The organism is Roseivirga misakiensis, from assembly GCF_001747105.1.
In the GTDB taxonomy this organism is placed as follows: Bacteria; Bacteroidota; Bacteroidia; order Cytophagales; family Cyclobacteriaceae; genus Roseivirga; species Roseivirga misakiensis.
Genome location: NZ_MDGQ01000003.1, coordinates 366,201 through 393,197, shown reverse-complemented (window position 1 = coordinate 393,197; position 26,997 = coordinate 366,201). Strand labels below are relative to the sequence as shown.

At 40.8% G+C, this 26,997-nt stretch carries 25 protein-coding genes and 1 tRNA gene; 3 read left to right on the top strand and 23 right to left on the bottom strand.

The window, feature by feature from the left end:
• Nucleotides 1-3 precede the first annotated feature (3 nt).
• From BFP71_RS02055 to BFP71_RS02005, 11 genes are all read right to left on the bottom strand, one after another.
• Nucleotides 4-1,695, bottom strand: coding sequence for a complex I subunit 4 family protein (locus BFP71_RS02055; protein WP_069833793.1), 1,692 nt, complete (start codon nucleotides 1,693-1,695; stop codon nucleotides 4-6).
• Between the two features lie 3 nt (nucleotides 1,696-1,698).
• The gene (gene nuoL, locus BFP71_RS02050) at nucleotides 1,699-3,834 is read right to left on the bottom strand and encodes an NADH-quinone oxidoreductase subunit L (RefSeq protein ID WP_088124836.1); all 2,136 of its coding nucleotides are present in this window, start codon (nucleotides 3,832-3,834) and stop codon (nucleotides 1,699-1,701) included.
• Nucleotides 3,831-4,133: an NADH-quinone oxidoreductase subunit NuoK gene (gene nuoK / locus BFP71_RS02045; protein WP_069833792.1), complete on the bottom strand. Its 303-nt coding sequence runs from the start codon at nucleotides 4,131-4,133 to the stop codon at nucleotides 3,831-3,833. Before nuoK ends, nuoL begins: the two co-directional genes overlap by 4 nt.
• Nucleotides 4,123-4,650 carry an NADH-quinone oxidoreductase subunit J family protein gene (locus BFP71_RS02040; RefSeq protein ID WP_069833791.1) on the bottom strand — a complete coding sequence of 176 codons (528 nt, stop codon included), beginning with the start codon at nucleotides 4,648-4,650 and terminating at the stop codon, nucleotides 4,123-4,125. The genes nuoK and BFP71_RS02040 overlap by 11 nt, the downstream gene beginning before the upstream one ends.
• A 3-nt stretch (nucleotides 4,651-4,653) precedes the next feature.
• Entirely contained in the window at nucleotides 4,654-5,601 is a 948-nt protein-coding gene (locus tag BFP71_RS02035) for a 4Fe-4S dicluster domain-containing protein (RefSeq protein ID WP_069833790.1), read from the bottom strand.
• A gap of 71 nt (nucleotides 5,602-5,672) precedes the next feature.
• Nucleotides 5,673-6,770, bottom strand: a complete 1,098-nt coding sequence (locus tag BFP71_RS02030) for a complex I subunit 1/NuoH family protein (protein WP_088124835.1) — start codon at nucleotides 6,768-6,770, stop codon at nucleotides 5,673-5,675.
• A gap of 129 nt (nucleotides 6,771-6,899) precedes the next feature.
• The gene (gene murI / locus BFP71_RS02025; protein WP_176723300.1) at nucleotides 6,900-7,703 is read right to left on the bottom strand and encodes a glutamate racemase; all 804 of its coding nucleotides are present in this window, start codon (nucleotides 7,701-7,703) and stop codon (nucleotides 6,900-6,902) included.
• A 59-nt stretch (nucleotides 7,704-7,762) separates the two neighbouring features.
• Entirely contained in the window at nucleotides 7,763-10,405 is a 2,643-nt protein-coding gene (locus BFP71_RS02020; RefSeq protein ID WP_088124834.1) for an ABC transporter permease, read from the bottom strand.
• Nucleotides 10,405-10,740 carry a PadR family transcriptional regulator gene (locus BFP71_RS02015; RefSeq protein ID WP_069833787.1) on the bottom strand — a complete coding sequence of 112 codons (336 nt, stop codon included), beginning with the start codon at nucleotides 10,738-10,740 and terminating at the stop codon, nucleotides 10,405-10,407. The genes BFP71_RS02020 and BFP71_RS02015 overlap by 1 nt, the downstream gene beginning before the upstream one ends.
• Nucleotides 10,741-10,842: 102 nt before the next feature.
• Nucleotides 10,843-12,048, bottom strand: coding sequence for a TlpA disulfide reductase family protein (locus tag BFP71_RS02010; RefSeq protein WP_069833786.1), 1,206 nt, complete (start codon nucleotides 12,046-12,048; stop codon nucleotides 10,843-10,845).
• A 191-nt stretch (nucleotides 12,049-12,239) separates the two neighbouring features.
• Nucleotides 12,240-12,312, bottom strand: a tRNA-Lys gene (locus BFP71_RS02005).
• Nucleotides 12,313-12,706: 394 nt separating this feature from the next.
• On the opposite strand from BFP71_RS02005, the gene BFP71_RS01995 reads away from it, so the two are divergent.
• Nucleotides 12,707-13,444: an SH3 domain-containing protein gene (locus BFP71_RS01995; RefSeq protein WP_069833784.1), complete on the top strand. Its 738-nt coding sequence runs from the start codon at nucleotides 12,707-12,709 to the stop codon at nucleotides 13,442-13,444.
• Between the two features lie 10 nt (nucleotides 13,445-13,454).
• On the opposite strand, the gene BFP71_RS01990 is transcribed toward BFP71_RS01995, so the two are convergent.
• The 11 genes from BFP71_RS01990 to BFP71_RS01940 all read right to left on the bottom strand — a co-directional run bounded on the left by BFP71_RS01990 (nucleotide 13,455) and on the right by BFP71_RS01940 (nucleotide 22,270).
• Nucleotides 13,455-14,672, bottom strand: a complete 1,218-nt coding sequence (locus BFP71_RS01990; RefSeq protein WP_069833783.1) for an NADH-quinone oxidoreductase subunit D — start codon at nucleotides 14,670-14,672, stop codon at nucleotides 13,455-13,457.
• On the bottom strand, nucleotides 14,672-15,157 hold the full coding sequence (locus BFP71_RS01985; protein WP_069833782.1) for an NADH-quinone oxidoreductase subunit C: 486 nt from the start codon (nucleotides 15,155-15,157) through the stop codon (nucleotides 14,672-14,674). Before BFP71_RS01985 ends, BFP71_RS01990 begins: the two co-directional genes overlap by 1 nt.
• A complete protein-coding gene (gene nuoB / locus BFP71_RS01980) occupies nucleotides 15,154-15,675 on the bottom strand; it encodes an NADH-quinone oxidoreductase subunit NuoB (RefSeq protein WP_069833781.1) in 522 nt (173 codons plus the stop codon). The genes BFP71_RS01985 and nuoB overlap by 4 nt, the downstream gene beginning before the upstream one ends.
• A gap of 3 nt (nucleotides 15,676-15,678) precedes the next feature.
• Complete coding sequence (locus BFP71_RS01975) at nucleotides 15,679-16,146, bottom strand: NADH-quinone oxidoreductase subunit A (RefSeq protein WP_069833780.1); 468 nt, start codon at nucleotides 16,144-16,146, stop codon at nucleotides 15,679-15,681.
• Nucleotides 16,147-16,148: 2 nt separating this feature from the next.
• Nucleotides 16,149-16,781 carry an LON peptidase substrate-binding domain-containing protein gene (locus tag BFP71_RS01970; protein WP_069833779.1) on the bottom strand — a complete coding sequence of 211 codons (633 nt, stop codon included), beginning with the start codon at nucleotides 16,779-16,781 and terminating at the stop codon, nucleotides 16,149-16,151.
• A gap of 121 nt (nucleotides 16,782-16,902) precedes the next feature.
• Nucleotides 16,903-18,129, bottom strand: a complete 1,227-nt coding sequence (gene icd / locus BFP71_RS01965; RefSeq protein WP_069833778.1) for an NADP-dependent isocitrate dehydrogenase — start codon at nucleotides 18,127-18,129, stop codon at nucleotides 16,903-16,905.
• Nucleotides 18,130-18,240: 111 nt separating this feature from the next.
• Entirely contained in the window at nucleotides 18,241-19,059 is an 819-nt protein-coding gene (gene panB / locus BFP71_RS01960) for a 3-methyl-2-oxobutanoate hydroxymethyltransferase (RefSeq protein WP_069833777.1), read from the bottom strand.
• A 106-nt stretch (nucleotides 19,060-19,165) separates the two neighbouring features.
• On the bottom strand, nucleotides 19,166-19,984 hold the full coding sequence (locus tag BFP71_RS01955) for a mechanosensitive ion channel family protein (protein WP_069833776.1): 819 nt from the start codon (nucleotides 19,982-19,984) through the stop codon (nucleotides 19,166-19,168).
• A gap of 30 nt (nucleotides 19,985-20,014) precedes the next feature.
• Complete coding sequence (locus BFP71_RS01950) at nucleotides 20,015-20,515, bottom strand: phosphoribosyltransferase family protein (RefSeq protein WP_069833775.1); 501 nt, start codon at nucleotides 20,513-20,515, stop codon at nucleotides 20,015-20,017.
• A gap of 3 nt (nucleotides 20,516-20,518) precedes the next feature.
• Entirely contained in the window at nucleotides 20,519-20,989 is a 471-nt protein-coding gene (locus tag BFP71_RS01945) for an Lrp/AsnC family transcriptional regulator (protein ID WP_069833774.1), read from the bottom strand.
• A gap of 93 nt (nucleotides 20,990-21,082) precedes the next feature.
• Entirely contained in the window at nucleotides 21,083-22,270 is a 1,188-nt protein-coding gene (locus tag BFP71_RS01940) for a tetratricopeptide repeat protein (protein WP_141719653.1), read from the bottom strand.
• A 112-nt stretch (nucleotides 22,271-22,382) separates the two neighbouring features.
• Between BFP71_RS01940 and BFP71_RS01935 the strand changes: the two genes are divergently transcribed.
• The gene (locus tag BFP71_RS01935) at nucleotides 22,383-23,027 is read left to right on the top strand and encodes a hypothetical protein (protein WP_069833772.1); all 645 of its coding nucleotides are present in this window, start codon (nucleotides 22,383-22,385) and stop codon (nucleotides 23,025-23,027) included.
• Between the two features lie 79 nt (nucleotides 23,028-23,106).
• Nucleotides 23,107-26,103 (top strand): glycosyltransferase family 117 protein, encoded by a 2,997-nt coding sequence (locus BFP71_RS01930; RefSeq protein ID WP_069833771.1) that lies wholly within the window; start codon nucleotides 23,107-23,109, stop codon nucleotides 26,101-26,103.
• 52 nt (nucleotides 26,104-26,155) lie between these two features.
• Here BFP71_RS01930 and BFP71_RS01925 read toward each other — a convergent pair whose 3' ends face one another.
• Complete coding sequence (locus tag BFP71_RS01925; RefSeq protein WP_069833770.1) at nucleotides 26,156-26,929, bottom strand: class I SAM-dependent methyltransferase; 774 nt, start codon at nucleotides 26,927-26,929, stop codon at nucleotides 26,156-26,158.
• Nucleotides 26,930-26,997 lie beyond the last annotated feature (68 nt).

Sequence of the window (26,997 nt, the reverse complement as noted above, 5' to 3'; positions counted from 1 at the left end):
AAATTATCGGGCAAATAGCGAAAGGTGATTTGTGAAACTCTCTACTGATGAGTTAATAAGGTCTAACAATAGCGAAGGGTAGATGCCATAAAGGAGAATTAGGATGACTAAAGGCACAAGCATTAGGTATTCTCTAATCTCCAAGTCCTTCAAATTGGCCACCCAAGTTTTGTCCTTGACCCAAAACTGTCCGAAGAACATTCTTTGAAGCGTCCAGAGATAATATCCTGCGCCAAGCACTAGTCCAATGGTACCGACTACTGGCATCCAGCCTGGAATTGCACCGATCATGTCAGACGACCTAAATGCCCCAATGAAAACCATTAATTCTGCAATAAAGCCTGAAAAACCAGGTAGCCCTAGAGAGGCAAAGAAGGCGATGGTTACGAAAACCGTATACTTCGGCATTTGATGTGCCAAACCACCATAGTTTTCAATAAGCCTGTTGTGTGTTCTATCGTAAAGTACCCCAGCGAGTAAGAATAATAATGCTGAAATAAGGCCATGAGAGAACATTTGGTACATGGCACCAGTAATACCTTCGACTGTAAGTGCTGCCAACCCGAGCAATACAAATCCCATGTGAGAAACAGAGCTGTAAGCGATTAATCGCTTCAAGTCTTTTTGTGCCAGTGCATTTAAAGCACCATAAATAATGGCGATTACCCCAAAGAAGCCAATGAGCCAAGAGTAGTGAAAAGCACTATCGGGAAATATGGCAAAAGCGGTTCTAATGAGCCCGTAGCCTCCAATTTTTAGAAGAATTCCTGCAAGTACTACTGAAATTGGGGTAGGGGCCTCTACATGGGCATCTGGTAGCCATGTATGGAATGGTACGGCAGGTAACTTAATCGCAAAACCAATGAGCAAAGCTAAAAAAGCCATCCACCGGGCGGGTTGACCAAAGATTTGAGCGATGCTAGAAGTAGCTAAGAAAGACCCTGGTATAAAGTTGTCGGAATCGGCCATTTGGATCATATTGAACGACTTGACAATTTGCTCCGAGCCAATGGTTCCATCTTGAACCATGTTTTGAATTTGTTCGATAGAAGCCTGCTGATAACCAGCCTCTACACCAGTTTTCATTGGATCGTAAACGGAATTGTACAAACCGATCATCACGATAAGGATGAGAATCGATCCGACTAAAGTGTAGATGAAAAATTTTATTGCTGCGTATTCTTTTCTAGGTCCACCCCAAATACCAATAAGGAAATACATTGGTAAGAGCATAAACTCGAAGAAGAGGTAGAAAAGGAAGAAATCGAGGGCTACAAAACAGCCAAGCACCGAGGATGAAAGCAATAGGTATAGTCCAAAATAGGCTTTCTTTTTCTCTTGAATATTCCAAGAGGCGATCATACCGATAAATAGTACAATTGCCGCTAAAAGCAGTAAACTAATATTGATGCCATCGGCACCTAGGAAATAGTCTACGGAAAATCTTCCTAAAGAACCCAGTGAAATAGAAAACCACTCTGTTTTTTCCACCAGTTGTAATGAACCTTCACTATTGATAGCACCTTGGCTCAATTGATCAAAACCGAATACGGCAAACAAGGTTAGCCCTAGTGTTACGCCAAGGCTTAACAGCCCTACCGATCGATATAGATTCTCATATGCCTTTGGAGTCAGCACAATCAGAAGTGCGGCTACTAAAGGGATAAAGACGATATAGGACAACAAATGCACCATAGTTTAAAAGACTAAATAAAGCATTAATAGTATGATGAAAACAAAACTCACCATAATATATGTCTGAACATTTCCCGACTGAATCGACCGAGTAAAATGACCAATTCTGCCGCTGGTAAAGGCGGTTAGGTTGACGATGCCATCGACAAAGTACCGATCAAACCACTTTGTGCCATGGGCAAGAATCACTTGCCATTTTGCCAAACCATTAATAATTTCGTCGATTACTTTTTTATCAAACCAAGACAAGGCCTGTGCCTTTAGAAGGATGAATTTTAGTATCCATTTTCGGTAGAAAGCATCTTGATACCAATGATAAAATGAAACTTGACCGAGAAATCCATTTGGTTCTCGGCGTTCCACAAAAGTCTGTTCTAGTTTGGCATTGGGTCGGTAAGCAAAATATCCGATGATGATTCCTAACAGGGCGAGTCCAATGGAAACACCATTGACCAAGCCGTGCAAATGATGGAATGTCTCAGGCGACACATCGACCAAGCTCTTAGCGGCATAGCTAGCAGGAACAAGGTAGATTGGGGTTGGAAAAGCCTCAACAAACCAAGTGTGTTCCGCATTTAAAGTTAATCCAAAGAAAGGGCTGAGCGAAAGTATGGCAAGTATGCCAGCGGGAACTAATAAGGTCCAGTTTCCCTCTTTCAGTTTACTGCCAATCTCTGCCTGTTGGACAATCTTCGGTAGTCGAAAATTTCCAAAGAAGATCAGGAAGATCATTCTAAAGGTATAAAAGGCGGTTAGAAGAACGGTAGCAAAGGCGAGTACTTCTGGTATATAGAATCCACCTCCTTTTATATCTGCCCATACAGATAGATTGAGTAGAATGGCATCTTTAGAAAGGAAGCCCGAAAAGCCTGGAAGCCCGGCAAGTGCCAATGCACAAATCAAGAAAAAGAAAAATGTGCGCGGTAAGTGCTGTCTCAGTCCACCCATTACACGCATATCTTGCGTATTGAAGCTGATTTCTTTCGACTCCAATTTATGAAGTTGATGAATAATAATACCTGCACATAAAAATAGCCCTGCCTTAAAAAATGCATGGGTCACCAAGTGAAAGAGTCCTGCAGTATAGGCGCCGACTCCCATAGCCATAACCATATACCCGAGCTGAGAAATGGTGCTGTAAGCCAATACTTTTTTGATGTCGAATTGTGATAAAGCGGCAATAGCGGCCATAAATGCAGTAATGGCACCAACAATTGCTACAACTTCTAGTGCTTGGGCATCAAGGATTACGAAAACACGTGCTAGTAAATACACCCCGGCAGCTACCATGGTGGCGGCATGTATCAAGGCAGAAACAGGGGTAGGACCCTCCATCGCATCTGGAAGCCAAACTTGCAGTGGAAATTGTGCTGATTTTCCTACGGCTCCGCAAAATAAAGCGATACCAGCCGCGCTGAGCCACCTGGCATCTAGACTGCCCATCATTTCATGGCCGTTGTTTAAAAAGTGGGTTACCCAGTTCCCATTTTCGATCTTACTATCAATCATTAAGGTTTTAATGACCTCCAGATCGAAAGATTGAAATTGGGTGTAGAGGATCATTAGTGCAGTGACAAATCCAACGTCACCAATACGATTCATGATAAATGCCTTGTTTGCAGCGATTGATGCAGATTTCTTTTCGAACCAAAACCCAATGAGTAAGAAAGAAGATAGGCCTACAAGCTCCCAGAAAATGAAAATGAAGAGGAGGTCATAGAAAAGCACTATGCCCATCATAGAAAACGTAAACAAGCCGAGGTAGGCAAAATACCTTGGTTTAGCCTTGTCTTTTCGCATGTACTCCTGTGAAAACAAGTGGACAAGCAAGGAGATAAAGTTCACGATGACTGACATGATTAGCGTAAGCCGATCGACAAGAAATGAGTAGGTGATTTGAGTATCTCCAACTTTAAACCAATGCCCTCGAACACTCAGGTTTTCTCCGTTCCAATGTAAGGCCGTCAGATAAATAGCGATACACGTATTGGCTGCTAGTAAAAAGGTTGCCCAGTGTGGCGCTCTTTGACCCAGCTTTTGAGTAGTGAGAAATGAAAAGAAAGGAATAGCCAACAAGGCGATCAGCCAGTAAATGATCGGGTCTCCTTTGGGTAATATGAGTTCCTGTAGTTCTATCACCCTTTCAAGTCATTAATTTTATCTAAGTCTGCTGTTTGGAAATACTTATAGACTTTTACCACAATAGAAAGGCCTACGGCGGCTTCTGCGGCGGCGACGGTAATTACAAAAATCGAAAATACCTGTCCTTGCAAAGCCTGCGTGTCAAAGCTACTAAAGGCAATTAAATTTAAGTTTGCCGCATTGAGCATTAACTCAATCCCGATCAAAACCATAATGGCATTCTTTCTAGTGATGACCACAAACAAGCCAGCACAGAAGAGGAATGCGCCCAATGCGAGGATATAATCAAGAGGCATCGTGAACCTCCTTCCTTGTATTTCCGGCAATTCTAACTGCTCCAATAAGGCCTAGTAAAAGGAGAATGCCAATAATTTCAAAAGCCAGCACATAATCAGTCATCAGCGTGAGACCAAAATCTTTAATCTCTGGAGCTTTTTTGATACTGTTGTTTGTCCAGGCTAGCGTGCTGAAATTTGCCGCTAGAATTCCTTTAAATAACAAGGTGAATAGGCCAGCAGCAATCAGGAATCCTAATAGTTTGTGGTAAGTCGGACTTACTACCTTCTTGCCCTTCAAGCGATTAGTCAGCATAATTCCAAAAACCAATAACACAAGAATACCACCGACATAAACCAAAATTTGAGTCACCGCTATAAATTCAGCCCCGAGTAGAACAAATAGTCCAGCCATGCCTATGAAGGTCAAAATCAGGGCAAAAGCAGCATACAAAATGTTCTTTGTGAACATAATGTAAAGCGTAGAAAGGGCAGTGATACCCACAAACGCATAGGATATGATAGTTGTCAAATCCATAGTTTATTCATCACCCTCCGGGTTCTCCTTTTTTCTTGTTGGAATCTTTGGCCGAGCAGGTACCTTAGGTTTTATGACCGGTCTAGGTGGTTTCTTTTCATCGGAAGTATTCGTAGTGGGTATTTTAGGTCTAATGACTGGTTTTGCCTTGGCAGACGAATCCGTAGCTTCTTTTTTTACTTGAATTTTGGGTTTTATGACCACCTTTGGTTTGGGTGTTCCCGATTCGCTAGCAGTTTTGTTTACCTGAACTTTCGGCTTTATCACGACTTTTGGTTTCGGTGTTGCACCAGGGACCTTCGGTTTAGCCAGAGCTGCTGTTTTAGGTCTCATGGCTGGTTTTGCTCCAGGCTTTACAGACGCAGCGCTTGCCTTAGCTTTTTCGGCTGCTTTCTTCTCACTGAATGCTTCAAATGCCTGTTTCTTCTCTAAAATTTCGAGTGGCGTCATATTTGAAAAAAGCACGTTATGCTCCTCAAAATCAAAAGCACTGAAGTCGTACTCGCTAGTCATGGTCAGGCATTCTGTAGGGCAAACCGTGGTGCATAATCCGCAGAAACAGCATTTCGCCATATCAATGTCGAACTTGGCAGCATAGATTCTCAAGGGAGTTCCGTCGGAAGTTTTGCCAAAAGTTTCGGTGGCACGAACGGGTTCAATGTCGATACAATTTACGGGGCACACTTTGGCGCATTTGTCACAAACAATACAGTCATCTATTTCATTATGAAGCTTGTATCGCCCATGATCGGGAACAGGAATGGTTTCCCTTGGGTATTGAAGCGTGAAAAGCCCTTGCTGCTTTTCAAAGTAGTTTTGGTCATTGGGGCCAATAGGTGTTCTTTGGTCCCAAGCCTCAAGCATGTGCTTACCAGTTATTTGCATACCTTTTTTCAAGGTTTGCGTAGCCGTTTTAATTCGGATCCAATATGATTTAATCCCTTCCGACATTTATATCTGGTGAAATAGTAAAGTTATGAAGTAAAAAGTCTTCGGTAGCCCTATTTGTTCACAGTTCCACATCATATCATAAGCATCCTCCAGATTGCACTAAATAACACTAAAAGGATCGCTGCAGGAGTTAAGTACTTCCAACTCAGGTTCATCAGTTGGTCGATTCGCAGTCTTGGAAACGTCCATCTAATCCAGATTTGAACGCCAACCAGTAGAAATGCCTTGCTCAGCATCCAGAAAGCTCCCCATAAATGCCCTGCTACAGTGCCAGGTACACCACTTGTCCATTGGGCGAGTTCAACACTACCAATGTTAGGTAAAGGAGTATTCCATCCCCCAAGAAATAAAATAGCCGCCAGAAAAGAGACTAAAAGCATCAAGCCGTATTCACCCATCATGACCAAACCCCAGCGGAGCCCAGAGTATTCGGTGTGAAAACCTCCAACGAGTTCCGATTCAGCTTCAGGAATATCAAAAGGAGCACGATTACTCTCAGCTAGAGAAGCAATAAAGAAGATGATAAAAGCGAATAAAAAAATGGGTGCGCGAAAGATGTTCCAAGTTAAAATGCCCCCTATTTCAGTTGTTTCTATGCCGATCGCTTTGATGCCAAACAGGTAGTTGGCGGCTTCAGCGTCTATACTATTCCACCAGATGCCCTGTTGGTAAATGATTTCTTGTAAATCCAGTGTTTGAGACACCATGACTACACATACTACGGTCAAGCCAAGCGGTATTTCATAAGAGATAATTTGAGCCACCGAGCGCATTGCCCCAAACAGGGCATACTTGCTATTCGATCCCCAACCTGCCATAAGTATTCCGATAACATCAAGTGAAACAATAGCCAATAAATAGAAAATGCCTACTTGTACTGAAGAGTTGCCAAATGCGGACGTTAAGGGAATAACTGCAAAACCAGCGAAAACAGCGGTGAAAATAACGACAGGACCAGGCTTGAAGATGCGCTTGTCCGCAGCTAAAGGAACAATGTCCTCTTTCTGGACAAGCTTGAGTAAGTCCGCAACAGTTTGGAGAAGCCCATAATAACCTACTTCCATTGGGCCATATCGATCTTGTATAAAGGCCGATATCTTTCGCTCTGCGTAGACTACAAAAACCATGTAGACAAGGAAGAAAATCAAGATAATGAGAAAAGTATACACTTTTTAAGGGCCTTTACGTCTGCAAAGAAAACATAATAATCTGTAACAAACACGTACTAGTCTACTAAACCAGTAGGTTAATAATTTGTTCCGAAAATTTAAGCCACTTGAAGGTGAGTGTTTTGGGTTTTATTCCCAGAGTTTGTGTTTTTGTAAAGGTACTTTTACCCCAAAAAACAGCGATGTAGCGGCTTCGAACGATGGCGTAATATCTGAAACCAAAAATTCGTTTTTATTGACCCTTTTATCGGACTGGAGATTTTGCTCAGCTAAAAGATTACTTAAAGCATTAGCCACTATTTCTGAAGAGTCTATGACGTCGATCTGGTTTTTAAAGTAGGCCTCAACTTTGTCCTTTATTAGCGGGTAGTGCGTACAGCCGAGAATCAATGCCTTGATTTCTGCAAGAGCTGGATTCGATAAGTATTCTTGGATGATAGCTTCTGAGATCTCGTTTTTGTGAAAGCCCTCTTCAATCATTGGCACTAGAAGAGGAGTGGCCAGCGCACCAACGCTAATTCCACTATTTCTTGCATGAATTTGATTTTCATAGACATTGGAGCCGACAGTCTGTTTGGTCCCAATAAGCCCTACTTTTTGGCCAGAATAATTATTGGCCACATAGTCAACTACTGGGTCGATTACGTTGAGCACCTGTGCTTTTGAGCCTAAATAAGCCTTGATTAAATCATAAGCCGCCGCAGAGGCAGAATTACATGCGATAAGAATAACCTTACAACCTTTTTCGAGTAAAATGTCACAGATTTTGATGGAATAAGCCTGAATAGTAGCAGCCGATTTATCGCCATAGGGGAGGTGAGCAGAATCACCAAAATAGATCAGTTGCTCGTTCGGTAAAGCCTTACTCACTGCGTGTGCCACTGTGAGGCCACCCATTCCACTATCAAATATGCCGATAGGTTGTTTATTCATTGACACGAAGGTATTTGAATCTAATCAAATATCTAACGTGCAATTTTGGAAATATTGAGTTATTCATTTCTCAGCCATTTCACCGGATTTGCTGTAGCAAACCGAATGGCTTGAGAACAAATAGTAATCACTGCTAAAGTTGCCGTCATTATACCAGCAACACTTATTATTCCCACACCAATACTGATATGGTAGGCAAAAGAACTTAGCCATCCGTCAAGTGCATAAATCGAGAGAGGAACCGCTATGGCGAAGGCAATAAGAATCAATACGGCATAACTACGATTTACCAGTAACAAAATGCCTGTAACACTCGCACCGAGTACTTTTCTAACGCTTATCTCCTTGGCTTTTTGTTCTAGTGTAAAACTGACTAGCCCCAAGAGTCCAATACAGGCAATAAAAATGGCCAGAACTGAGAATATTTTTGAAATATCGCTGAGCTGTTTTTCGTCTTCATATTGCCGATTGAAATCATCGTCTAAGAAAGAGGCGTCAAATGAGCGATCGGGACTATATTCTTTGAAAATATCTTCTAGGTAAGTCAAAGTTTCAGGCATATCAGTAGGCGAAATTTTGACCGAAACAATTCTTTTAGCTCTTGTCGTATTGTAAAAAATCATCGGTTGAATTGAGGAGTGAAGTGATTCGAAATGAAAGTCCTTCACAACACCCTTTATGAAGCCTGTTAAAAAGCCGTATCGCATTCTTTTACCAATAGCTTCTTCTGGGTTGGTCCATCCTAGTTTCATTACGGCAGTTTCATTGAGAATAAATGATTGATTATCGTTGGCGGGTATCTTATCTGGTAGATTCTCACCAGTAATCAAATCTATTTCATAGAGTTTCAGAAAATCGCGATCGGCTCGAATAAATGGTAATCTGAAATCGACATTTGTTTCTAATTCTCCGTCTAAAAGTGTTGCATCCATGGAGTCTGCCAATCTTCCTGTAGGTACTCTGGTGGACATTGCCGATTGTTGAATTTTTGGGTTATTCAGCAACCGTGTTTTAAAAATATCTGATTGATTATTCATCGCGGCATTTCCAGAGAATGTGATCACTTGCTTCCTTTCAAAACCCGGGTATTGGTTTCTAATAAAGCTTAACTGACGGTCCACCACAATAACACCGATGACCAAACTGATGGTAATTACAAATTGAAAGATTACCATCCCCATTCTAAAAAACGATCGGTTTTTAATGTTCAATTTGCCGTTTTTGAGGGCACTTACGGTTTTGAATCTTGACATGAAAAATGCTGGATAACTTCCTGCCAAAAGACCAACAAAAAAGACTAGCCCAATCAGAAATAGGTAAAGCGATAAGTTCGTGGCTAATTCAAGGCTTAAAGATTTTTCAGTGAAAGTATTCAATGTTGGCAATAGTAAATAAGCCAAGCCAATGCTAAGTATTAAGGCTATAGTGGTATAGGAAATCGACTCTACCAGAAACTGTTGGGATATGCTGGAGGAGCCCGCACCCATTACCTTTCGTACACCAATTTCTTTTAGTCGATTCGCGTATTTGGCAGTAGCTAAATTCATGTAATTAATGCAGCCAATCAAAAGAACTAAAAACCCGACGGCTGAAAACAAGTAAAGATAGAATTCCCGAGGTGTGCCGCTTGTGCCAGGTGTACCCTTTAGGTGAATGTCCGTGAGCCTTTGAAAGGTCAACCCAAGTCGACTACTTGCTTTATCCCCTTGAATATTGTCTATGTATTTATCAAGAAGTGCTGGGATTTGTTCTGATAGAACTTCAATGTTGACACCATTTTTGACCTTCAGATAAGTGGGGTAGTTATAATTACCGTAATAAGACGTCCTCGTACTGAGGTCGACAGTCGACTCAAAGGTGGCCCAAGATCCAAGGAAATTGTAGCTCATGTGCGATTGCTCTGGGAAATCTTCTATCACACCAGTCACTTTAAAGAGAAATTCCCTTCCATCGAGGACATTGAGCGTTTTACCCAGCGCTTTTTCGGTGCCAAAGTATTTTTCCGCTGTAGATTGAGTGATCACTACGCTAAAAGGGTCAACTAGGGCATCTTTTGCTTCCCCTTCGATGAAATTAAAGGTAAAGACATCAAAGATGCTTGGTTCGACAAGGTTAAAGAATGCCTCTTCGAATTGTTTGTCCTGATACTTGATAATGGGAAAATTGAAGGGGTTGAACCGTACAACGGATTCAATTTGGGGGAAGTCATTTCTTAGGAGCTCACCATGTCTCAAAGAGGCATAGCTAAACACCCTGCTCAACTCGCCATCGGCGTCGTAATTGGGTACTACTATCCGGTAAATGTCTTTGGCTTCGTTGTGATATCTGTCGTAGCTTAATTCGTCTTGCACGTACAAGAAGATCAATAAAAAGCAGGTGATACCCACTGAAAGGCCGGCTATATTTATGGAAGCGTAAACCTTATGTCTACGCATGTTGCGGAATGAGATTTTGAAGTAATTCTTGAACATATCAGTTTGATTGAGTTGTTGTTTCTTTCTTTTTCTGAATGCGAAAGGCCTGAGCATATCAAAAGTATCCTTGATGAAATGCAGTTTTGCCTTGAGCTTTCCTTTTTTGGCAAGTCGATACTCGTAGAGCTCCAGCAGGTCTCCGAGTAGAATATCAAAGTGTTTATCAGAGCACCATTTCCGGAGTAACCGTTGAGGCCATTGTGGAGGATTTGACCAGTTTTCCTTCATCAATTTAGGCCTTCAGTAGATAAATTCGGGATGAGGTTGAAAAGCTCATTTCTTAATCGATTGGCTTTTACGAGTGTAGATTTCCCAGCGGCAGTAATCGTATAAAATCGCTTGCGCCTACCACCCCTTGCTTGCGTGGCGCCACCTTCTTTAGATGCGATGAAGCCTTTGTCTTCTAAACGGCTTAGCGCAGAATGCAATGCGCCGATGCTAGGTGTTCTGCTGGTACGGGCCTCTATTTCTAATTTAATAGCCACACCATAAGCGTCATCTTGTAGCACCCCGATCGTTAATAGTACGATTTCTTCAAACTCGCCTAAGTAGGTTCCTTTCATAAGTTAAACTTATTAGTTTCCTAAATGTAGAGTTGATTTTATTAATTTCCTAATTGTAGAACTAATGACTTTAAAAGCAGAGCCTTATTGAGTTAACTGTGATTATTGAGCAAACAATTCTTTTAGTTTATTGTCGAGGTCTTCTCCTCGGAGATCTGTGGCTATAATTCGGCCACTTTGGCTGTCAATTAGAAAGCTGCTTGGAACTCCCGTAACGGAATACAATGTGGCGACATCATTAGCAGGGCCTTTCAAATCAGAAACTTGCGTCCAAGGCATGCCATCTTGTTCAATGGCCTTTTTCCAAGCTTTTTCCTTCTCGTCGATTGAAATCGCGAGTACGTCAAAACCTTTGTCATGAAATTCATTGTAGGTTTTGAGAAGGTTTGGATTTTCTTTTCTACAGGGCCCACACCAGGAAGCCCAAAAATCTAATAATACATACTGGTTTGATTCGACAATATCACTTGCTGTGATTGGTTTTCCTTCTGGATTATTTTGTGTAAAGTTTTTGTATTTATTGTCTACGGTAACTTCTCGCGCTAATCGCATTTGTTCTGACTTCCTATGAATTTCGCTGCTGTAATAAGCCCTCAGGTGTGATGTCTTTAAATCTCCGTGTAGCTCGTCGAATGCTTCCTCGCAGAGCTCAAATGAATTGAAAGGGGCGATTCCCCAATGATATAGCTCAGGTATTGCTAATAACTTGAGTACTTCATTTTTTCCTTGAGCAGATTCAGAAAGGAATTTATTTCTTTTCAAAGTGGCCTCTTTATCTATCTCTTCCATTTTCGCTACTTGCGCTAAATCCTCTTTAGACCATTGGTCCATAGGTAATTGTCCGTTATTTCCCAGTTTTCTAAAGGTGGCAGCGAACATTGACACCTCTTTATTTAGTTCTCTCAAGGTGGTGGTCATTTTTTCGAGTTCATCATTGCTTTTTGACCCATTGAGGATAGCGTCATAGGTAGGAGGGATGTCATTTGGTTCTTCGACTTTCCAAATCTTTAAATCCATTGTAGAGTTATCTATTAAGAACCTTTTCCATAGCTTGACTCCTTCTTGTTCGAAGACCAGGGAAACAAGTGTAGGTGGTTGAACTAATTCTCCTTCGATTTTGAATTTTCCATTCACTATCTCAACTGCATCAAATTTTTGAACTTGCATACCTTCACCGCTGAGTAGTGTCAGTTTTACCTGTTGATCATTAATTCCCTCTGTGCTACCGTTAATTATAAATTGGTTTGAGCTTTTATCGTTGCAGGCCGTCAACAGAATAAAAGCGGCAAGAATGATGTAGTTCTTCATGTAGAAATAAGATTAGAAGGTCAATCAAAAGCTTCAGAAAAACGAAAAAGTAGAGATCCCAATTTTGTCAAAGGTAATAATTTTTGATCTCCTTTTCTAAAAAGCGTCGCGATGGTCCAGCTATTAAGGCCTGCTTAAATTGAGTGGATTAAAACAAAAAAAGACTTCATAAAATGAAGTCTTTAACGGTGTGATCTGGCTGGGGTTCGAACCCAGGACCCTCTCCTTAAAAGGGAGATGCTCTACCAGCTGAGCTACCAGATCATCCTGTTTTTGTGGCCGAATTTTGAGTGTCTCTCATAATTCGGACTGCAAATGTAAGAGGTTCAAAATTAAATGCAAACACTGAATATAAATTTATTTTACAATTTCTTTTGGTCACCGTTTATCGAGAAAACAACTGGTATTCATGTCTTTTTACTAGCACACTTTCCTATGCCGATTGTACCAATATTTCCCAAGATTGTGGTGCTGCTTAAATGGGTTGACCTAACTGTTTTTAAGCCTGAAGTTTAGGAACTCACCTGAAAATAATCCGATCGGCTTGTTAAATGTTGTGAAAGGTATGGGCGAAGAAATTGTGCTAACTATATTCGTGCTTCTAAAAGTCTGATCGCTGGATTTTGGAGCACAATTGTAAGTGAGGAATTCATATAATATGCAAAAGAGGTTTTCTAGGATTACTTTTCTATTCTTACTCGGATTGATTTTTTCTATCCAAAGTGTTTTTAGTCAAGAGGTGACTTCGAATCTAGCCAAGGCAGATTCACTTTTCAAGGAACGTTTATACACACAATCTCTTGAATTATATGAGTCCATTTATGAAGATGCTCAACGCGCCACTCCAGCCATGCTTTTAAAGATGGCCTACAGCCAGGAGGCTTTAGGTAACTTGAGTAGGGCACTTATTTATTTACACGATTATTATAGACTGACTTCGGACAAAGAAGCTTTAAAGAAGATGGATGCATTGGCACAAGTCAATGGTCTGGAAGGTTATGATACAAATGATTTTCAGCAGTTTGTTAAGGCTATTCAGGACTACAATATCCTGATCATAGCCGTGCTAGTCGCATTGAATTTGCTCATTTTAACTATGATGTTCAGAAAGCTTAAAAAGCATCAAGAAAGATCTCCCGGATTGGCGATCGGTCTGTTGATTGTGTTAAGCCTTACCTTTTTCTTTGTGAATTTCACTGGGCCAAAAGACCAAGGTATTGTCACTAGCGATAATGCATATGTAATGTCGGGTCCCTCTGCCGCTGCCGAATTAATTGAAGTTGTTGGCCAAGGTCATAAAATCGAGATTATCGATAAGCAAGATATCTGGTATCAGATTAAATGGCGAGGTAAAAGGGCTTACGTTCGAGAAACCAATCTAGAAGCTTTATTGTAGCTAAAGCCAACTAGCGATCAACTTCTCCGAGGACAATATCAATTGATCCAAGAATCGCGATCAAATCTGCGATTAAGCCACCTTTTGCTAGTTCTCCAAGAATGGATAGGTTCACAAAACTTGCTCCACGAGCTTTGCATCTAAATGGTATATCTGATCTTCCGTCAGCTCTAAAAAAGAATCCTGTTTCGCCTTTGGGATTTTCTGCGCGCACATAAAAATCTTGCGCTTTTGGTCGTATTTTTTTCGGAACGGCTGCTCTTGGGTCGAAGTCTCTCGTTCTTTTGTGATCCCCAGTCAGTTTTTGGATCGCCTGTTCTATGATTTTGACGGATTCATAACACTCTTTCATCCGTACATCTGTTCTATCCCAACAATCACCGAGGCTCCCCATTTCTCCCTTGCCAACGGGTACATCAAAATCGATTTCCGGGTAAACCGAATAAGCGTCTACTTTTCTTAAATCATATTTGAGCCCCGAAGCCCTGAGCATAGGTCCGGTAATACCATAATTGATAGCTAAGTCAGCGGGTAAAACACCAACATTGGCCGTTCTATCAATAAAAATCTTGTTTTGAAGGACGACTTGTTCGAACTCTATCAGTTTAGGCTTAATGTATTTTATAAACTCCAAACATCTTTCTTCAAACCCAACCGGTAAGTCGTAAAAGAGTCCGCCTACCCAGATGTAATTGTAAAGCATTCGTGCTCCCGAAACCCATTCTAGCAGTCGCAGAATGTGTTCTCTGTCGCGAAGCATCCAAGGAAACGGTGTAATGGCACCAATATCCATGGCATAAGTTCCCAGCGCAATAAAATGCGAGGCCATTCGATTCAGCTCTGCGACTACTACGCGTATGTATTCTACTCTTTTGTCGATTTGGCCTTCTATGCCGAGCATTCGTTCTACGCCCATCACAAAAGCATGCTCTGAATTCATGGCCGCTATGTAGTCCATCCGATCGACGAATGGCAGAATTTGATTGTAAGGCAGGTTTTCAGCGTGTTTCTCGAAACACCTGTGCAGATAACCGAGATGTGGTGCTACATCTACTATTTCTTCGCCATTCGTAATAACTTCCAAGCGCAGTACACCATGGGTAGAAGGGTGTTGAGGTCCGATATTCACAATCATTTCCTCACTTTTCAAATCTTCGGATTTGAATTTCTGAGGTGCTGATTTTCTCAGGTTTTCATTGTCGAATATGTATTGAACTTCGTTTGCCACTAATATTCAACTTTAATACCGCGATAATATGTTTGATGTTCGTAGTCCTTTCTTAAAGGATGTCCATCCCAATCTTCGGGGAGCAAAATTCTTCTTAAATCGGGGTGGTTGTTAAAGTAAATCCCAAACAAGTCATATACCTCCCTTTCTTGCCAATTGGCTGTTTTCCAGATAGAAGTTAAAGAGTCGATTTTCGGATCATTTCGATTCAGCGAGACTTTCACCATAAGGTGGTGATCATATGGAATAGCATATAGATTATAAATGACCTCCATCGTATTAGTTTCAGGACCATTGTCTAGACCTGTGATGCAGGACAGTGAATCAAAGTATAGACCCTCTGTGCGGTGCAGATATTCCATGCATTTGACAAGGTTATCCGCTTTAATCTCAATACATCTTGGTGATGCATTTTCGTCGGTAGCAACGATTATTTCTTCGCCTAAATCCCGTTTAAGGATCGATATGATCTCATCGAAAGTCATACTGCTTCTTTAGCCATTAATTTCTCAACCGCTTTTGGTGCGACTATACTTTCGCCTTTGATTTTTTCTTGAAGCTTTAAAAGTCCTCCAATTAACGCTTCCGGACGAGGAGGGCAACCTGGTACATATACATCTACAGGTATAATTCTATCTACTCCTTTTACCACATGATAACCATGCTCCCAATATGGGCCACCACAGTTTGAACAAGACCCCATGGAGATGACATATCGCGGCTCTGCCATTTGTTCGTAAAGTCGGCGTACACGATCGGCCATTTTAAAAGTAACTGTTCCAGCTACTATCATCACATCTGATTGTCTAGGACTTGCTCTTGGCACAATGCCCAGTCTATCAAGGTCGTAAGGCGTGCCTTGAGTACTCATGAATTCTATGGCACAGCATGCGGTACCAAAAGCCATTGGCCACATAGAAGAGAGTCTGGCCCAATTAATCAGGTCGTCAAACTTGGTGATTATAATACCACCTTTGCCAAGTTTTTGATCTAGAAGCCCCAAGTGCTATTCTTTATATTTTTTGTACGCGCTTTCTGGTATCGGTGATTTATAATCCGTTTGAATTTGTTGTGGTTTTACCCAATTCAAATATCCTTTTCGCCATGCATATGCCAGCCCCAAGGCCAATATAAAAATGAAGATGAACATTTCTGCGATGGCAAACCAAGCCCAACTCCAATTTGTAGATGCTATCAACTCTTTATCACCAAAAATAATTGCCCATGGAAATAGGTAAATGATCTCTACTTCAAATAGGAGAAAGATTAAGGCAACGATGTAGAACTTTATGCTGAATTGACCCCAAGCTGTTCCTACGGTATCTTCCCCTGATTCGTAGGTAGTGAGCTTTTCAAAATTCGGCTTATTTGGTCTGAGTAATTTTGAGGCAGTAAGACCCACTATGGCGAAAGCGATTGCGCCAAGGATAAATATAAGTAAGGTTCCGAATTCTGATAAGTCGGTTTGAATCATTCTTAAAAGTTCAGCGGATCGTGATGCTGAAAATGACCATTCATTTTGATGCGATTTTTAGCGCCTTCCATTTCACGAATCAAAGGCAGTGCTCTTTCTAAATGATTGATCATATAGGCCTGTCTCTGAGATTCACGGGTCATTTGCAGCATGTCGTATTCCTGCTCCAAAGATAAGCCTAATTTGTGGGCTAATTCAAACGAACTAGACAACAGTTCTATATCCAATTTATCATCCATTTTCAATATGGAGATCAACTGTTTGGCTAAATGCTTTAGTTCCATCCACTGATCAATAGTGGCATCTTGAAAGTTTTCTATGCTTTCTACATTACCACCTGCGTATAATTTGCCTGGCGCTTTTTCATCAAAAGAAAAGATTTGAATCGTGCCAATACACCTAGTAGAGATATCCATCTCCCCAGTAGCATATGTTTTTACCACTTCTGTGACTTCCATTTCCCCTCCAAATTCTTTCATCCCTTTTTCAAAGACAGGAATTCCGAATGTTTTTCCCTCATCTACACACTCGTTGATCAGTTGTTTGTAGCGAGGTTCGAAGACGTGCAGGTTTAATTGTTCGCCTGGAAATGCGACAAGTTTTAGTGGGAAAAATGGAAGGTAGCGCTTGGCCATAATTTTATTTACTTAGCCAAGCGGTAAATATCGATTGGCGTCAGTTCCTGAACTGTGAATAAACCCTATCTGTCACTACAGAGGGCACCATAATACAAAAGCCCCTTTCGGGGCTTTTTGTTTACATATTTTTCACAATTTCTTCTCCAAACTCTGAGCACTTGAGTAGAGTTGCTCCTTCCATGAGTCTTTCGAAGTCGTAGGTGACGCGTTTAGAGGCTATTGCTGCTTCCAATCCTTGATAAATTAGATTTGCCGCTTCTTGCCAACCCATATATTCTAGCATCATCGCACCCGATAAAATTACCGAGCCCGGGTTTACTTTATCCTGTCCTGCGTATTTTGGTGCAGTACCGTGAGTAGCTTCAAAAATGGCATTACCTGTGATGTAATTAATATTCGCCCCTGGCGCAATACCAATTCCTCCTACTATGGCTGCTAGGGCATCAGATACGTAGTCTCCATTTAGGTTTAGCGTTGCTATTACAGAATATTCCGCTGGCCTTAGTAATATCTGTTGCAAGAATGCATCTGCTATTACGTCCTTAATAATCACTTGGTGACCATCTTTCTCAATGATTTGCCAAGGTCCACCTTCATAATCTTTAGCACCATATTCGTTCTTAGAAAGCTCATAACCCCATGCTTTAAAGGCGCCTTCTGTGAATTTCATAATGTTGCCCTTGTGAACAAGGGTTACTGAATCTCTTTTTTGGTCGAATGCGTAATCGATGGCGCTCTTCACCAAGCGATGTGTTCCTTCTTCAGAAACAGGTTTGATTCCGTAACCAGCACTTCCAGGAAATCTGACTTTGGCATATCTGTCAGGGAAGTTTTCGGCCAGAAGCTTACCAAACTTTTCGCAATCTTCTGTGCCTTCTTCAAACTCGATTCCAGCATAAATATCTTCTGTATTTTCTCTGAAAATAACCATGTCACAAAGACCAGGTTGTTTTACTGGAGAAGGTGTGCCTTTGAACCATCTTACAGGTCTAACACAAGCATATAAGTCAAGTTCTTGGCGTAATGCCACGTTCAATGACCTAATGCCGCCACCAACTGGTGTGGTTAGAGGGCCTTTGATACCCACTAAGTATGATCTAAATGCATCGAGAGTTTCCGAGGGCATCCACTCGCCTGTAGCATTAAATGCTTTTTCTCCAGCTAGTACTTCTTTCCAATTAATTGATTTTTTGTCTCCGTAAGCTTTTTCGACAGCGTTGTCGAATACGTGTTGTGCAGCTGGCCAAATGTCCACACCAATTCCGTCACCTTCAATGAAAGGAATGGTTGGATTATCGGGTACGTTCAGTACACCGTTGTTGATGGTTATTTTTTGTTCGCTCATATATATTTATGAAATAGTATTATTCTGTTTTGCGATGTGCAATGTAACACTTTACGAGTGTATCAATGTATCCGCTTTTATGTTTTGGCATGAAAACGTTTGATACTAGCCTTAGTAGCTCTCTTTTTCGTTAGGAAAGTCTTTTGACTTCACGTCTTTTACGTAGTTGCCTACGGCTTCGGTAATCATACTGCCAACATCGGCGTATTGTCTTAAAAACCTTGGTTTGAATTCTTTAGTAATGCCAAGCATATCGTGCATCACAAGTACTTGGCCATCTGTATGTGGTCCAGCTCCAATGCCAATTGTAGGAATATTTACCTCTTCCGAAACTCGTTTGGCTAAATCTGCAGGTATTTTTTCTAGTACTATCGCATAGCAGCCACATTCCTCGAGAAGTTTAGCGTCGGCGATGAGTTTGTCAGCCTCCTCTTTCTCTTTTGCCCTTACTGCATAAGTACCAAATTTATAAATCGACTGAGGTGTAAGCCCTAAATGCCCCATAACAGGTACGCCAGCACTGAGTACTCGAATTACCGATTCTTTGATTTCTGCGCCGCCTTCCATTTTTACAGAATGGGCTCCAGACTCTTTCATAATTCGTATAGCCGATCTCAGAGCTTCCGACGAATTTCCTTGATAAGAGCCAAAAGGTATATCTACAACTACAAAAGCTCGAGATACAGCTCGAATAACTGAACTCGCGTGATAGATCATTTGATCTAGTGTAATCGGAAGTGTCGTTTCATGACCTGCCATTACATTAGAGGCAGAATCACCAACTAAAATAATATCTACTCCAGCACCATCTATTAATTGCGCCATGGAGTAATCATAGGCGGTAAGCATGGAGATTTTCTCTCCACGATCCTTCATTGTTTGTAGTTGGTGTGTTGTTACTTTCTTGATATCAGACTTGTGAATAGACATGCCTTAAAAAATTTGGTGCGTAAATATACATATTTGAGTCTACCTAGAAAGGGACAAAAAAAGGGAACGAAGTTTATTCGTTCCCTTTTTTCAATGATCTAAAAATCTATTTCTCGTTGTAAACGTGAATATCTCTCTGTGGATAAGGAATAGAAATTCCAGCTTTGTCCATTTCCTTCTTGATGTTTTCAATCATATCGAAGTGCACATTCCAGTATTCTGAAGTATCAACCCATGCTCTAATGGTGATATCAACACTACTATCTCCTAGATTGCCTACTCTTACAAAAGGAGCAGGGTCTTTGTGAAATCTATCGTCTGCAGCAATTAAGCCTTGAATGATCTCTTTCGCTTTATCAAAGTCATCGTCATAGCCGATACCACATACAAAGTCCCATCGTCTGGTAGGTTCTTGTGTAATGTTAGTGATGGTTGCACCTGCAACAGCTCCATTGGCCATGTAGATTACTCTATTATCGGGTGTTTTTAAAGTCGTAGTAACGATCGAAATGGCCTGTACTGATCCTGTTTCTCCATTGACGTTGATGACATCACCGTTTTTGAACGGTTTTAATACCAGAATTAAGATACCACCTGCAAAGTTGGCCAAACTGCCTTGTAGTGCAAACCCAACAGCAAGACCCAAGGCTCCCAGAACTGCTACAAAAGCACTGGTATCTGCGCCCATTCTGCCAACGACAAAGATTAAGAGCATGATGGTCAGCATGCCTTTGGTAAAACCTCTTAAGGTTGGTATTAAGGTTTCGTCAATGCCTCTTTTTCTTAAAACACTAACGAGTTTGTTTACAATCCACTTGATTACCCAGAGTCCTACAATTAAAATCAAAATTGAGACTACGATATTCAAGCCTGTGTTAATCACGGTTTCGGAATACTTATCCCATAACCCTTCTAAAGTTTCCATAATTAGTAAGTTTAAAGTTGGTTCTAAAAATTAGTACAAAAAGGCCGAATATTCATCATTCAATTGTACATCAATGTGTTCCTGAATGGTGGTTCCTAACTCAAACCCTTTATAATCCACAGCAATCGGAAATCTTTTATGACTTCTGTTTACCAGGACAGCGGTTTGGATTTTGGACACATTCATTTTCAAGAAAGGATCCAATGCATAAATCATTGTTCCTCCTGAATTCAGAACATCATCAACAACAATTAAAGTGAAATCGGTCACTTCAGGCTGGGCAGAAAAACTAACTTGAGGTTGGCTTTTGGCAGACTTATCTATGTCTATTCGTATGAGGGAAACACGAATATCCGAAATCTTTTCAATTTCCTCTTTGAGTAAAACTGAAATTTTCTCTCCATTGCTATCTATTCCCGCTAGAAAAAGCTCCTGAGTATTATGGTTTTGCTCATAAATCTCATAAGCCATTCTCCGGATGATTTGCAAAATCTGGGAATGTTCAAGGATTCGCTTTTTCTCTTGTTGCATTGACTATTCCGGTATTGGCAGCACTTTACTGTCCTTAAAGGTAGAAAGGATAACCATTGATTGTAAGTTGTCCACCACGTTAATGTCACTTACTTTTTCAAGCATCAGTTTCTGATAAGAAGAGATGTCTTGCGCTATGACTTTTAAAACGAAATCGCCAGAACCTGTGACGTGATGACATTCGATGACCTCGTCGATTTTACTGATTTCGTCTATAAAAATCTCGATGTTTTGCTTGTTGTGGCCTTTGAGTGTAGCGTACACAAAAGTACTGACCCCCATGCCGATCTTGTCGGTATCTAACTTGGCATGATAGCTTTTAATAATACCGGAGTTTTCTAGCTTTTTAACACGCTCTAAAGTAGGTGCAGGAGATAGACCTATCTCTTTTGACAATTGAGCATTTGTGATTTTGGCATTAGATTGAAGAATATCCAAAATCTTACGATCGATTTTATCCAATTTTAAATTCAAGACCTGATTTGTTTAGATACGAAATATAATTCTGTACAAAGGTAGTAATATCGAAGAAAGTTCTAAGTTGAGGGGTAGAATAATGGTCAATAATTACCTTTTCTTCCGAATAACCTTTCTTAAGGCACGTGCTTTTTTGTTCAAATCTTCTTTTCTACGGGTATTATCGCGGATAATCTCGATTCTATCAAGCGCTGTTTGGTAATCGCCTGATTTTGCTTCTTCTTCTGCTAAATACATCTGCGAGAAGAGATAATAGCCCGATTTTTCATCAGAAATCGTTTCGGTATACTCAATAACCTTTTCAAAATACGGTCGGGCAATGTCCCAATCTCCTTGCTTTTTACTGATATGACCTAGGAAGAAACTCGCGTAACGGCCACTGACTTCTTCATATCCGAGTTGCCCCTTTTCCAGTCTTCTTAATATTTCCAGTGAAACATCTGCTGCACTCTGATACTGACCAACGGTATAGAGCATGCGCGCGTAAAATCTGTGGAAATACGGATTATTTGGGAATTGGGTATGGACCTGTTTGGCTAGCCTAAGCGCATCGTAGGTTTCTTTCAGTTCGAACGCCTTGATGCGCATCAAAAAGAAGACGGCCTCAATCCGAGTATAAAAGGCGTTTTGTGATACCTCTTGGAGTTGTTCTACTCCCAAGCTTTTGTCACCTTTTGGAAAGAAAAATAGAATGGGTCTCAAAGAAGGGTAGTTCTCACGTATCCAGATAGAATAGTAATTGAAAAGGGCATCGCCAAAAAGGATTTCGGGGCTAAAACTTTCATTCCCCTTGGTTTTTTTAAGTGCTTTAAGCGCTTTTTTTCCTACGCCGGCTGCTTTTAGCCAATTCTTTTTCTCAGAATGATACCTGCCCTGGAAGCCGTAAGATCCTGCTAAGAAGAACGCTGCTTCTACATCATTTTCGTCCTTCTTTAACATGGCTTTTGCCTTCACGATAGCCGTGTCCATGTAGGCAATGAATTCATCACCAAGTGGTGTTTCAGCATTTAAATTAGGCATCATTTGCCACCATGTACTGATACCAAATAGGAAGTAGGGAAGTGGGTGTTCCGGATGATTGTACTTGAGCCAGTTAAAGTCAACTTCAGCTTTTCGGAAATTGAAATTATACATGCTATCTACCGCATCTGTAATCTGGAACTGAAGTTTTCTATTCAGTAGTAAGTATCTGGCACTATCACTGACTTCCTGTCCATCAACACTTTTGGCTATGACTAGCTGGGCAAAAACAAATAAATAAATAAGGAGTCTCTTCACTTTTTTTATTCTACATGCAAACTTAAGGCCGTTCGGTTCAATAGTCATGCATTGACACTTTTTTATTACGTGCTTCGTCCTATAATCGTACTTTTATGCAAAATAGTTTTCAATGCCAAGGGAGTTTAGTTCGTTAGAGCTTCGTGTTAGGGAGTGGATCAGCTTTGATAAGAAACTGTTCTTTGTTGCTTTATGCATCATTTCTTTCCTCTTACTGTACGTTCAACAGTCTTTTATTATCGGAGAAATTGCCGCATTTCAATTTCTTGAAGGTCCTGAAGCACTTGTATTTAAGATAATTTCTGGATTTAAGTATCTCGCCATTCCTATAGTCTACGGGATCAAATTTACGGTTGTAGGGTTTATACTTTGGGTTGGCTGTTTTCTTTGGGGATATCGAGTTGAATACAATAAGTGTTGGCAAATCGCGATGATTGCTGAAGTGATATTTTTCGTGCCAGTATTACTCAAAATATTTTGGTTTATGTTCGTGAGTACAGATCCCAATTACTTCGAATATCAGGCCTTTTACCCCTTTTCGTTGATGAATTTCTATCATTATGCCGACGTTGCTGACAGTAAGATTTACCCTAACCAAGCGCTGAATCTTTTTGAGATTGGGTACTGGATCGTGCTCGCTTATGGGGTTGATTTTGCGGCGAGAAAGAAAAAGTCCATTGCTAATTCAATCGTGGCGACTTCCTACATACCGCTCTTTTTATTTTGGCTCTGGTTTTATATCAGCGTTTACGGCTAAAAGAAAACCCGGCGATTAATAAAAATTAACTCTCTGAGAGCCATATTTTTACTATTTTCACGCCTCAAACTTGGAATAAATGACGGATTTTAAGAAGATAAATAATCTTACAGGCTGGGGTGTTTTTCTAGTTTCATTGGTCGCATACATCTTGACCATAGAAGAAACTGCCAGTTTTTGGGATAGTGGGGAGTTTATTGCCATCGCGTATAAACTAGAAGTATCTCACCCTCCAGGGGCTCCACTTTTTATGCTTATTGGTCGTTTGTTCTCCTTTTTATCATTCGGAGATGTTACCCAAGTTGCTTACTGGATTAATATGTCCAGTGCGGTGGCTTCAGCCATGACTATTCTTTTCCTGTACTGGTCGATTGTTATGCTTGGAAGAAAGCTAATCGATGCGAAATATGGTGAAGAGAATGATTTACAGAAATTATTACTGATGGGGGCGGGAGTCGTTGGCTCCTTGGCATTTACCTTTACTGATTCATTTTGGTTTTCTGCGGTTGAAGGCGAGGTTTATGCATTGTCGTCATTCTTTACCGCTGTAGTTTTTTGGGCCATTTTAAAATGGGAGCTTGTTGAAGAAGAAAGTCGAGCAAACAAATGGCTCGTTTTTATTGCTTACATGCTTGGACTATCGACAGGTATCCACTTATTGGGGCTTGTAACACTGCCTGCACTGGGCCTGATATACTATTTCAAAAAGTACGAAAACGCAACATTGAAGGGTGGTATTCTGGCTGTTTTAGCCAGTCTAGTGCTGATTGTTGTAATCAATAGCTTTATCATTCCTGGCCTACCGACCTTGGCAGGCGCATTTGAAATTACTTTTGTCAACACGTTTGGGTTACCATTTGGATCAGGAGCATTGTTCTTGACTATTATGGTAATTGTAGCAATTGTTCTTGGTTTAAGATATACCGCGAAAAAAGACTTCGTGAATGCTAATACCTTGATTTTGTCGATGGCATTTATCTTGATAGGTTATGCTTGCTACGCCGTAATTTTAATTAGATCACGAGCCGATCCACCGATTGATCAAAACAACCCTGAAGACGTAATGACTTTCATCTCTTACCTGAAAAGAGAGCAATACGGAAGCCGACCACTCCTAAAAGGGCAGTATTTCAACGCTCCACAGGCAGGTACACGAAGAGGGGCGCCAGTATACTATAAAGCTGATGGGAGCTATAAGATTAAGGATTATAAAACTATTATAGATTACGATCCAGAGTACACTACTTTTTTACCGAGAATGTGGAGTGCTAACCCAGGTCATCCGCAGACTTATATGGCAAAAACCGGTTTAAGGCCAGGTGAAAAGCCAAGTTTTATGCAGAACCTAGGGTTTATGTTTAGTCATCAGATTGGACATATGTACCTCAGGTATTTTATGTTCAATTTTGCTGGGCGTGAAAGCGACATTCAAAACGCAGATTGGATAGGCCCATTCGAATCTAGCGAAGGTGTACCTAAAACAATACTAGAGAACAAGGGAAGGAATCAGTATTTTATGATTCCGTTGATTCTAGGGTTAATTGGTTTCTTTTTCCAATTCAATAAAGACCCTAAGCGATTTGCCGCTACACTAATGTTCTTTATCCTAACGGGTTTGGCTTTGGTTGTTTATTTGAATTCTCCACCGATAGAACCTCGTGAAAGAGACTATATATATGTAGGCTCCTATTATGTATTCGCCTTCTGGATTGGATTTTCAGTATTGGCGATTGGCAAAACTCTGCTGAGTCGAAAAGCCGCCAAATCAATGGTTATTGGTTCCATCGCCATTGGAATGTTAGCGCCGATTATTTTGGCTAAAGAAAACTGGGACGATCACGATCGATCAGGTAGATACCTTTCAGTTGATTCCGCTAGAAACTTCCTAGCGTCTTGCGCACCAAATGCAATCTTATTTACCGGTGGTGATAACGATACTTTCCCGCTTTGGTATATCCAAGAAGTAGAAGGTTTTAGAACTGACGTGAGAGTGGTTGTGATGAGTTATTATGAAACCGATTGGTACATTGATCAAACGGCTACAAAAATGAATGACTCAGAAGGATTCCCTTATTCTTTGACAATCGATAATTACCGCGAAGGGACAAATGATGCGCTTTATATCAATGAAATGCAGCAGTTTGCAGGTCAGGCGGCAGATTTAGATGACTATTTGGATATCGTGAAACGTGATGTCGATGGTTTTAAACTGACTATGCAGTCTGGTGATAGAATCATGTCTGTTCCTACTGAAATACTGAAGTTGGAAGTAGATACTTCGGCAGTTTTAGAGAGCGGTATAATTCCTGATAACTTAAAGCCGTACGTTACACCTACAATGTTCTTTGGTTTCAAGAAGGATCAGAATGGTGAATTGCAAAGTAGGGTTTTGACCAAAGGTCAGATGATGTTGTTAGACTTGATTGCCCATAACAATTGGGAAAGACCAATCTATTTCAATTACACTTCTGTGTCATCATTAAACTTTAACATCGATCCTTACCTGGTGCAGGAAGGTATGGCTTACAGGCTGTTACCGATTATGAATCCAAATGGTGTTGGTCGAGATATGGTCAACACGGATTTAATGTATGAGAACATTACCGAGAAGATGAGGTTTAGAGGTCTTGATGACCCTAAAGCTAACTTGAACGAGGATTACCGAGGTTTTATCCAAAATCATCGATCTATGTTCACTGCCCTTTCTGATGCCTTAATTGCCGAAGGTGATACGCTAAGAGCGAAAGAAATGTTGGACATGGGCATGGAAAAAATGCCAGTTGAAGCGTCACCGTATGATGTATCATCCATCGGGTTCGTTCAAGGCTATTTCGACATAGGCGAGACAGATAAAGCAACCCAAATAGCTGTGGATATGGCTAATCAGTTCGATGCCGAGGTGACCTACTTACAGAGTAAGTTGCGCTATGACAGAGAGTACAGTTTAAAAACCCGAGGTCTTAGATATCTTGAGGCCCTTTTAAGAGGTAATGGTAAAACTGAAGAGGCAGAAAAGATTAGATTGATGCTAGATGCTCAAAACGTGAGACTTGAGGCTGACTATAGAAATTTCTAACGTTAGTATATTAATAGAATATACTGATGCCCGTTCTTATGAGCGGGCATTTTTATTTTTCAAGGATTAGGAATAAGTCTAGCGCTGTATCAGCATTATCTTGAAGTAAATAGTCTTTGTGCCTGATTTCCGAGACTAATCCAGTATTTGAAGTATTGAGCTTATTGCGGTTTATTCTATTCAGAATGTCGTAAGGAATCCTGAGTAACGGGGCTGGTAAATTGTACTGTAAATTAAAAATGTCGAAACGTGTAATGCGCTCAACAGACTTCTTGTTCTGTTCGTAATAGGTCATTACTTTCTCATTACCACCAACGCCTTTCATCTCAACTTTTTCAAAATACTTTGAGGCCAACTTGGTTAGTTCCTCAGCGGTGTACTCTCGTACATGCCATGGGTTCCGAGTCAATGTTTTTTTAATGTTGGGCGTGGTCAGAATGGCTTTGCCCCCAGGTTTTAAAACTCTGTGAATCTCTGACAGAAAGGCTCCATCCGCTTTTACATGCTCAATCACTTGAAAACTGACGATAGAATCGAAAGTATTGTCCTCGATTCCAGTAAAAGGTGGGAAAACAGCCTGTCTAAAATCCAATTCAGGGTGTTTCGCCTTTAAGGCGTCTATAACACTTCCTATTTTGTCCAAGGCCATATAACGATCGGCACGTGGGACGAGTAAGTCTACACCCCGGCCTTCTCCACAGCCCAATTCCAAGAGGGAGCCTTTTATGTAAGGTTCAGCTAAATAATAAGCCTTTAACAGACGTTGATGTATCGGGTTGTCTGAAGGTATAGAGTCCGAAGCAATTTCAGTGGTATACGTAGCCATCCTTGTATTTTGGCCAAAATTAAGCTTTTTGAGCTAGAATCGTTGAATTTGAGTAACTTTGTTATGGG

Excerpts from the sequence above, each read along its gene's own strand:
- BFP71_RS01970 (WP_069833779.1), bottom strand. The coding sequence starts at position 16,781 with ATGGCCAAGCGCTACCTTCCATTTTTCCCACTAAAACTTGTCGCATTT.
- panB (WP_069833777.1), bottom strand. The coding sequence starts at position 19,059 with ATGTCTATTCACAAGTCTGATATCAAGAAAGTAACAACACACCAACTA.
- BFP71_RS01975 (WP_069833780.1), bottom strand. The coding sequence starts at position 16,146 with ATGATTCAAACCGACTTATCAGAATTCGGAACCTTACTTATATTTATC.
- BFP71_RS02055 (WP_069833793.1), bottom strand. The coding sequence starts at position 1,695 with ATGGTGCATTTGTTGTCCTATATCGTCTTTATCCCTTTAGTAGCCGCA.
- BFP71_RS01985 (WP_069833782.1), bottom strand. The coding sequence starts at position 15,157 with ATGACTTTCGATGAGATCATATCGATCCTTAAACGGGATTTAGGCGAA.
- icd (WP_069833778.1), bottom strand. The coding sequence starts at position 18,129 with ATGAGCGAACAAAAAATAACCATCAACAACGGTGTACTGAACGTACCC.
- BFP71_RS02035 (WP_069833790.1), bottom strand. The coding sequence starts at position 5,601 with ATGTCGGAAGGGATTAAATCATATTGGATCCGAATTAAAACGGCTACG.
- murI (WP_176723300.1), bottom strand. The coding sequence starts at position 7,703 with ATGAATAAACAACCTATCGGCATATTTGATAGTGGAATGGGTGGCCTC.
- BFP71_RS01925 (WP_069833770.1), bottom strand. The coding sequence starts at position 26,929 with ATGGCTACGTATACCACTGAAATTGCTTCGGACTCTATACCTTCAGAC.
- nuoK (WP_069833792.1), bottom strand. The coding sequence starts at position 4,133 with ATGCCTCTTGATTATATCCTCGCATTGGGCGCATTCCTCTTCTGTGCT.
- BFP71_RS02020 (WP_088124834.1), bottom strand. The coding sequence starts at position 10,405 with ATGAAGGAAAACTGGTCAAATCCTCCACAATGGCCTCAACGGTTACTC.
- BFP71_RS02010 (WP_069833786.1), bottom strand. The coding sequence starts at position 12,048 with ATGAAGAACTACATCATTCTTGCCGCTTTTATTCTGTTGACGGCCTGC.
- BFP71_RS01995 (WP_069833784.1), top strand. The coding sequence starts at position 12,707 with ATGCAAAAGAGGTTTTCTAGGATTACTTTTCTATTCTTACTCGGATTG.
- BFP71_RS01955 (WP_069833776.1), bottom strand. The coding sequence starts at position 19,984 with ATGGAAACTTTAGAAGGGTTATGGGATAAGTATTCCGAAACCGTGATT.
- BFP71_RS02040 (WP_069833791.1), bottom strand. The coding sequence starts at position 4,650 with ATGGATTTGACAACTATCATATCCTATGCGTTTGTGGGTATCACTGCC.
- BFP71_RS02015 (WP_069833787.1), bottom strand. The coding sequence starts at position 10,740 with ATGAAAGGAACCTACTTAGGCGAGTTTGAAGAAATCGTACTATTAACG.
- BFP71_RS01950 (WP_069833775.1), bottom strand. The coding sequence starts at position 20,515 with ATGCAACAAGAGAAAAAGCGAATCCTTGAACATTCCCAGATTTTGCAA.
- BFP71_RS01935 (WP_069833772.1), top strand. The coding sequence starts at position 22,383 with ATGCCAAGGGAGTTTAGTTCGTTAGAGCTTCGTGTTAGGGAGTGGATC.
- BFP71_RS01930 (WP_069833771.1), top strand. The coding sequence starts at position 23,107 with ATGACGGATTTTAAGAAGATAAATAATCTTACAGGCTGGGGTGTTTTT.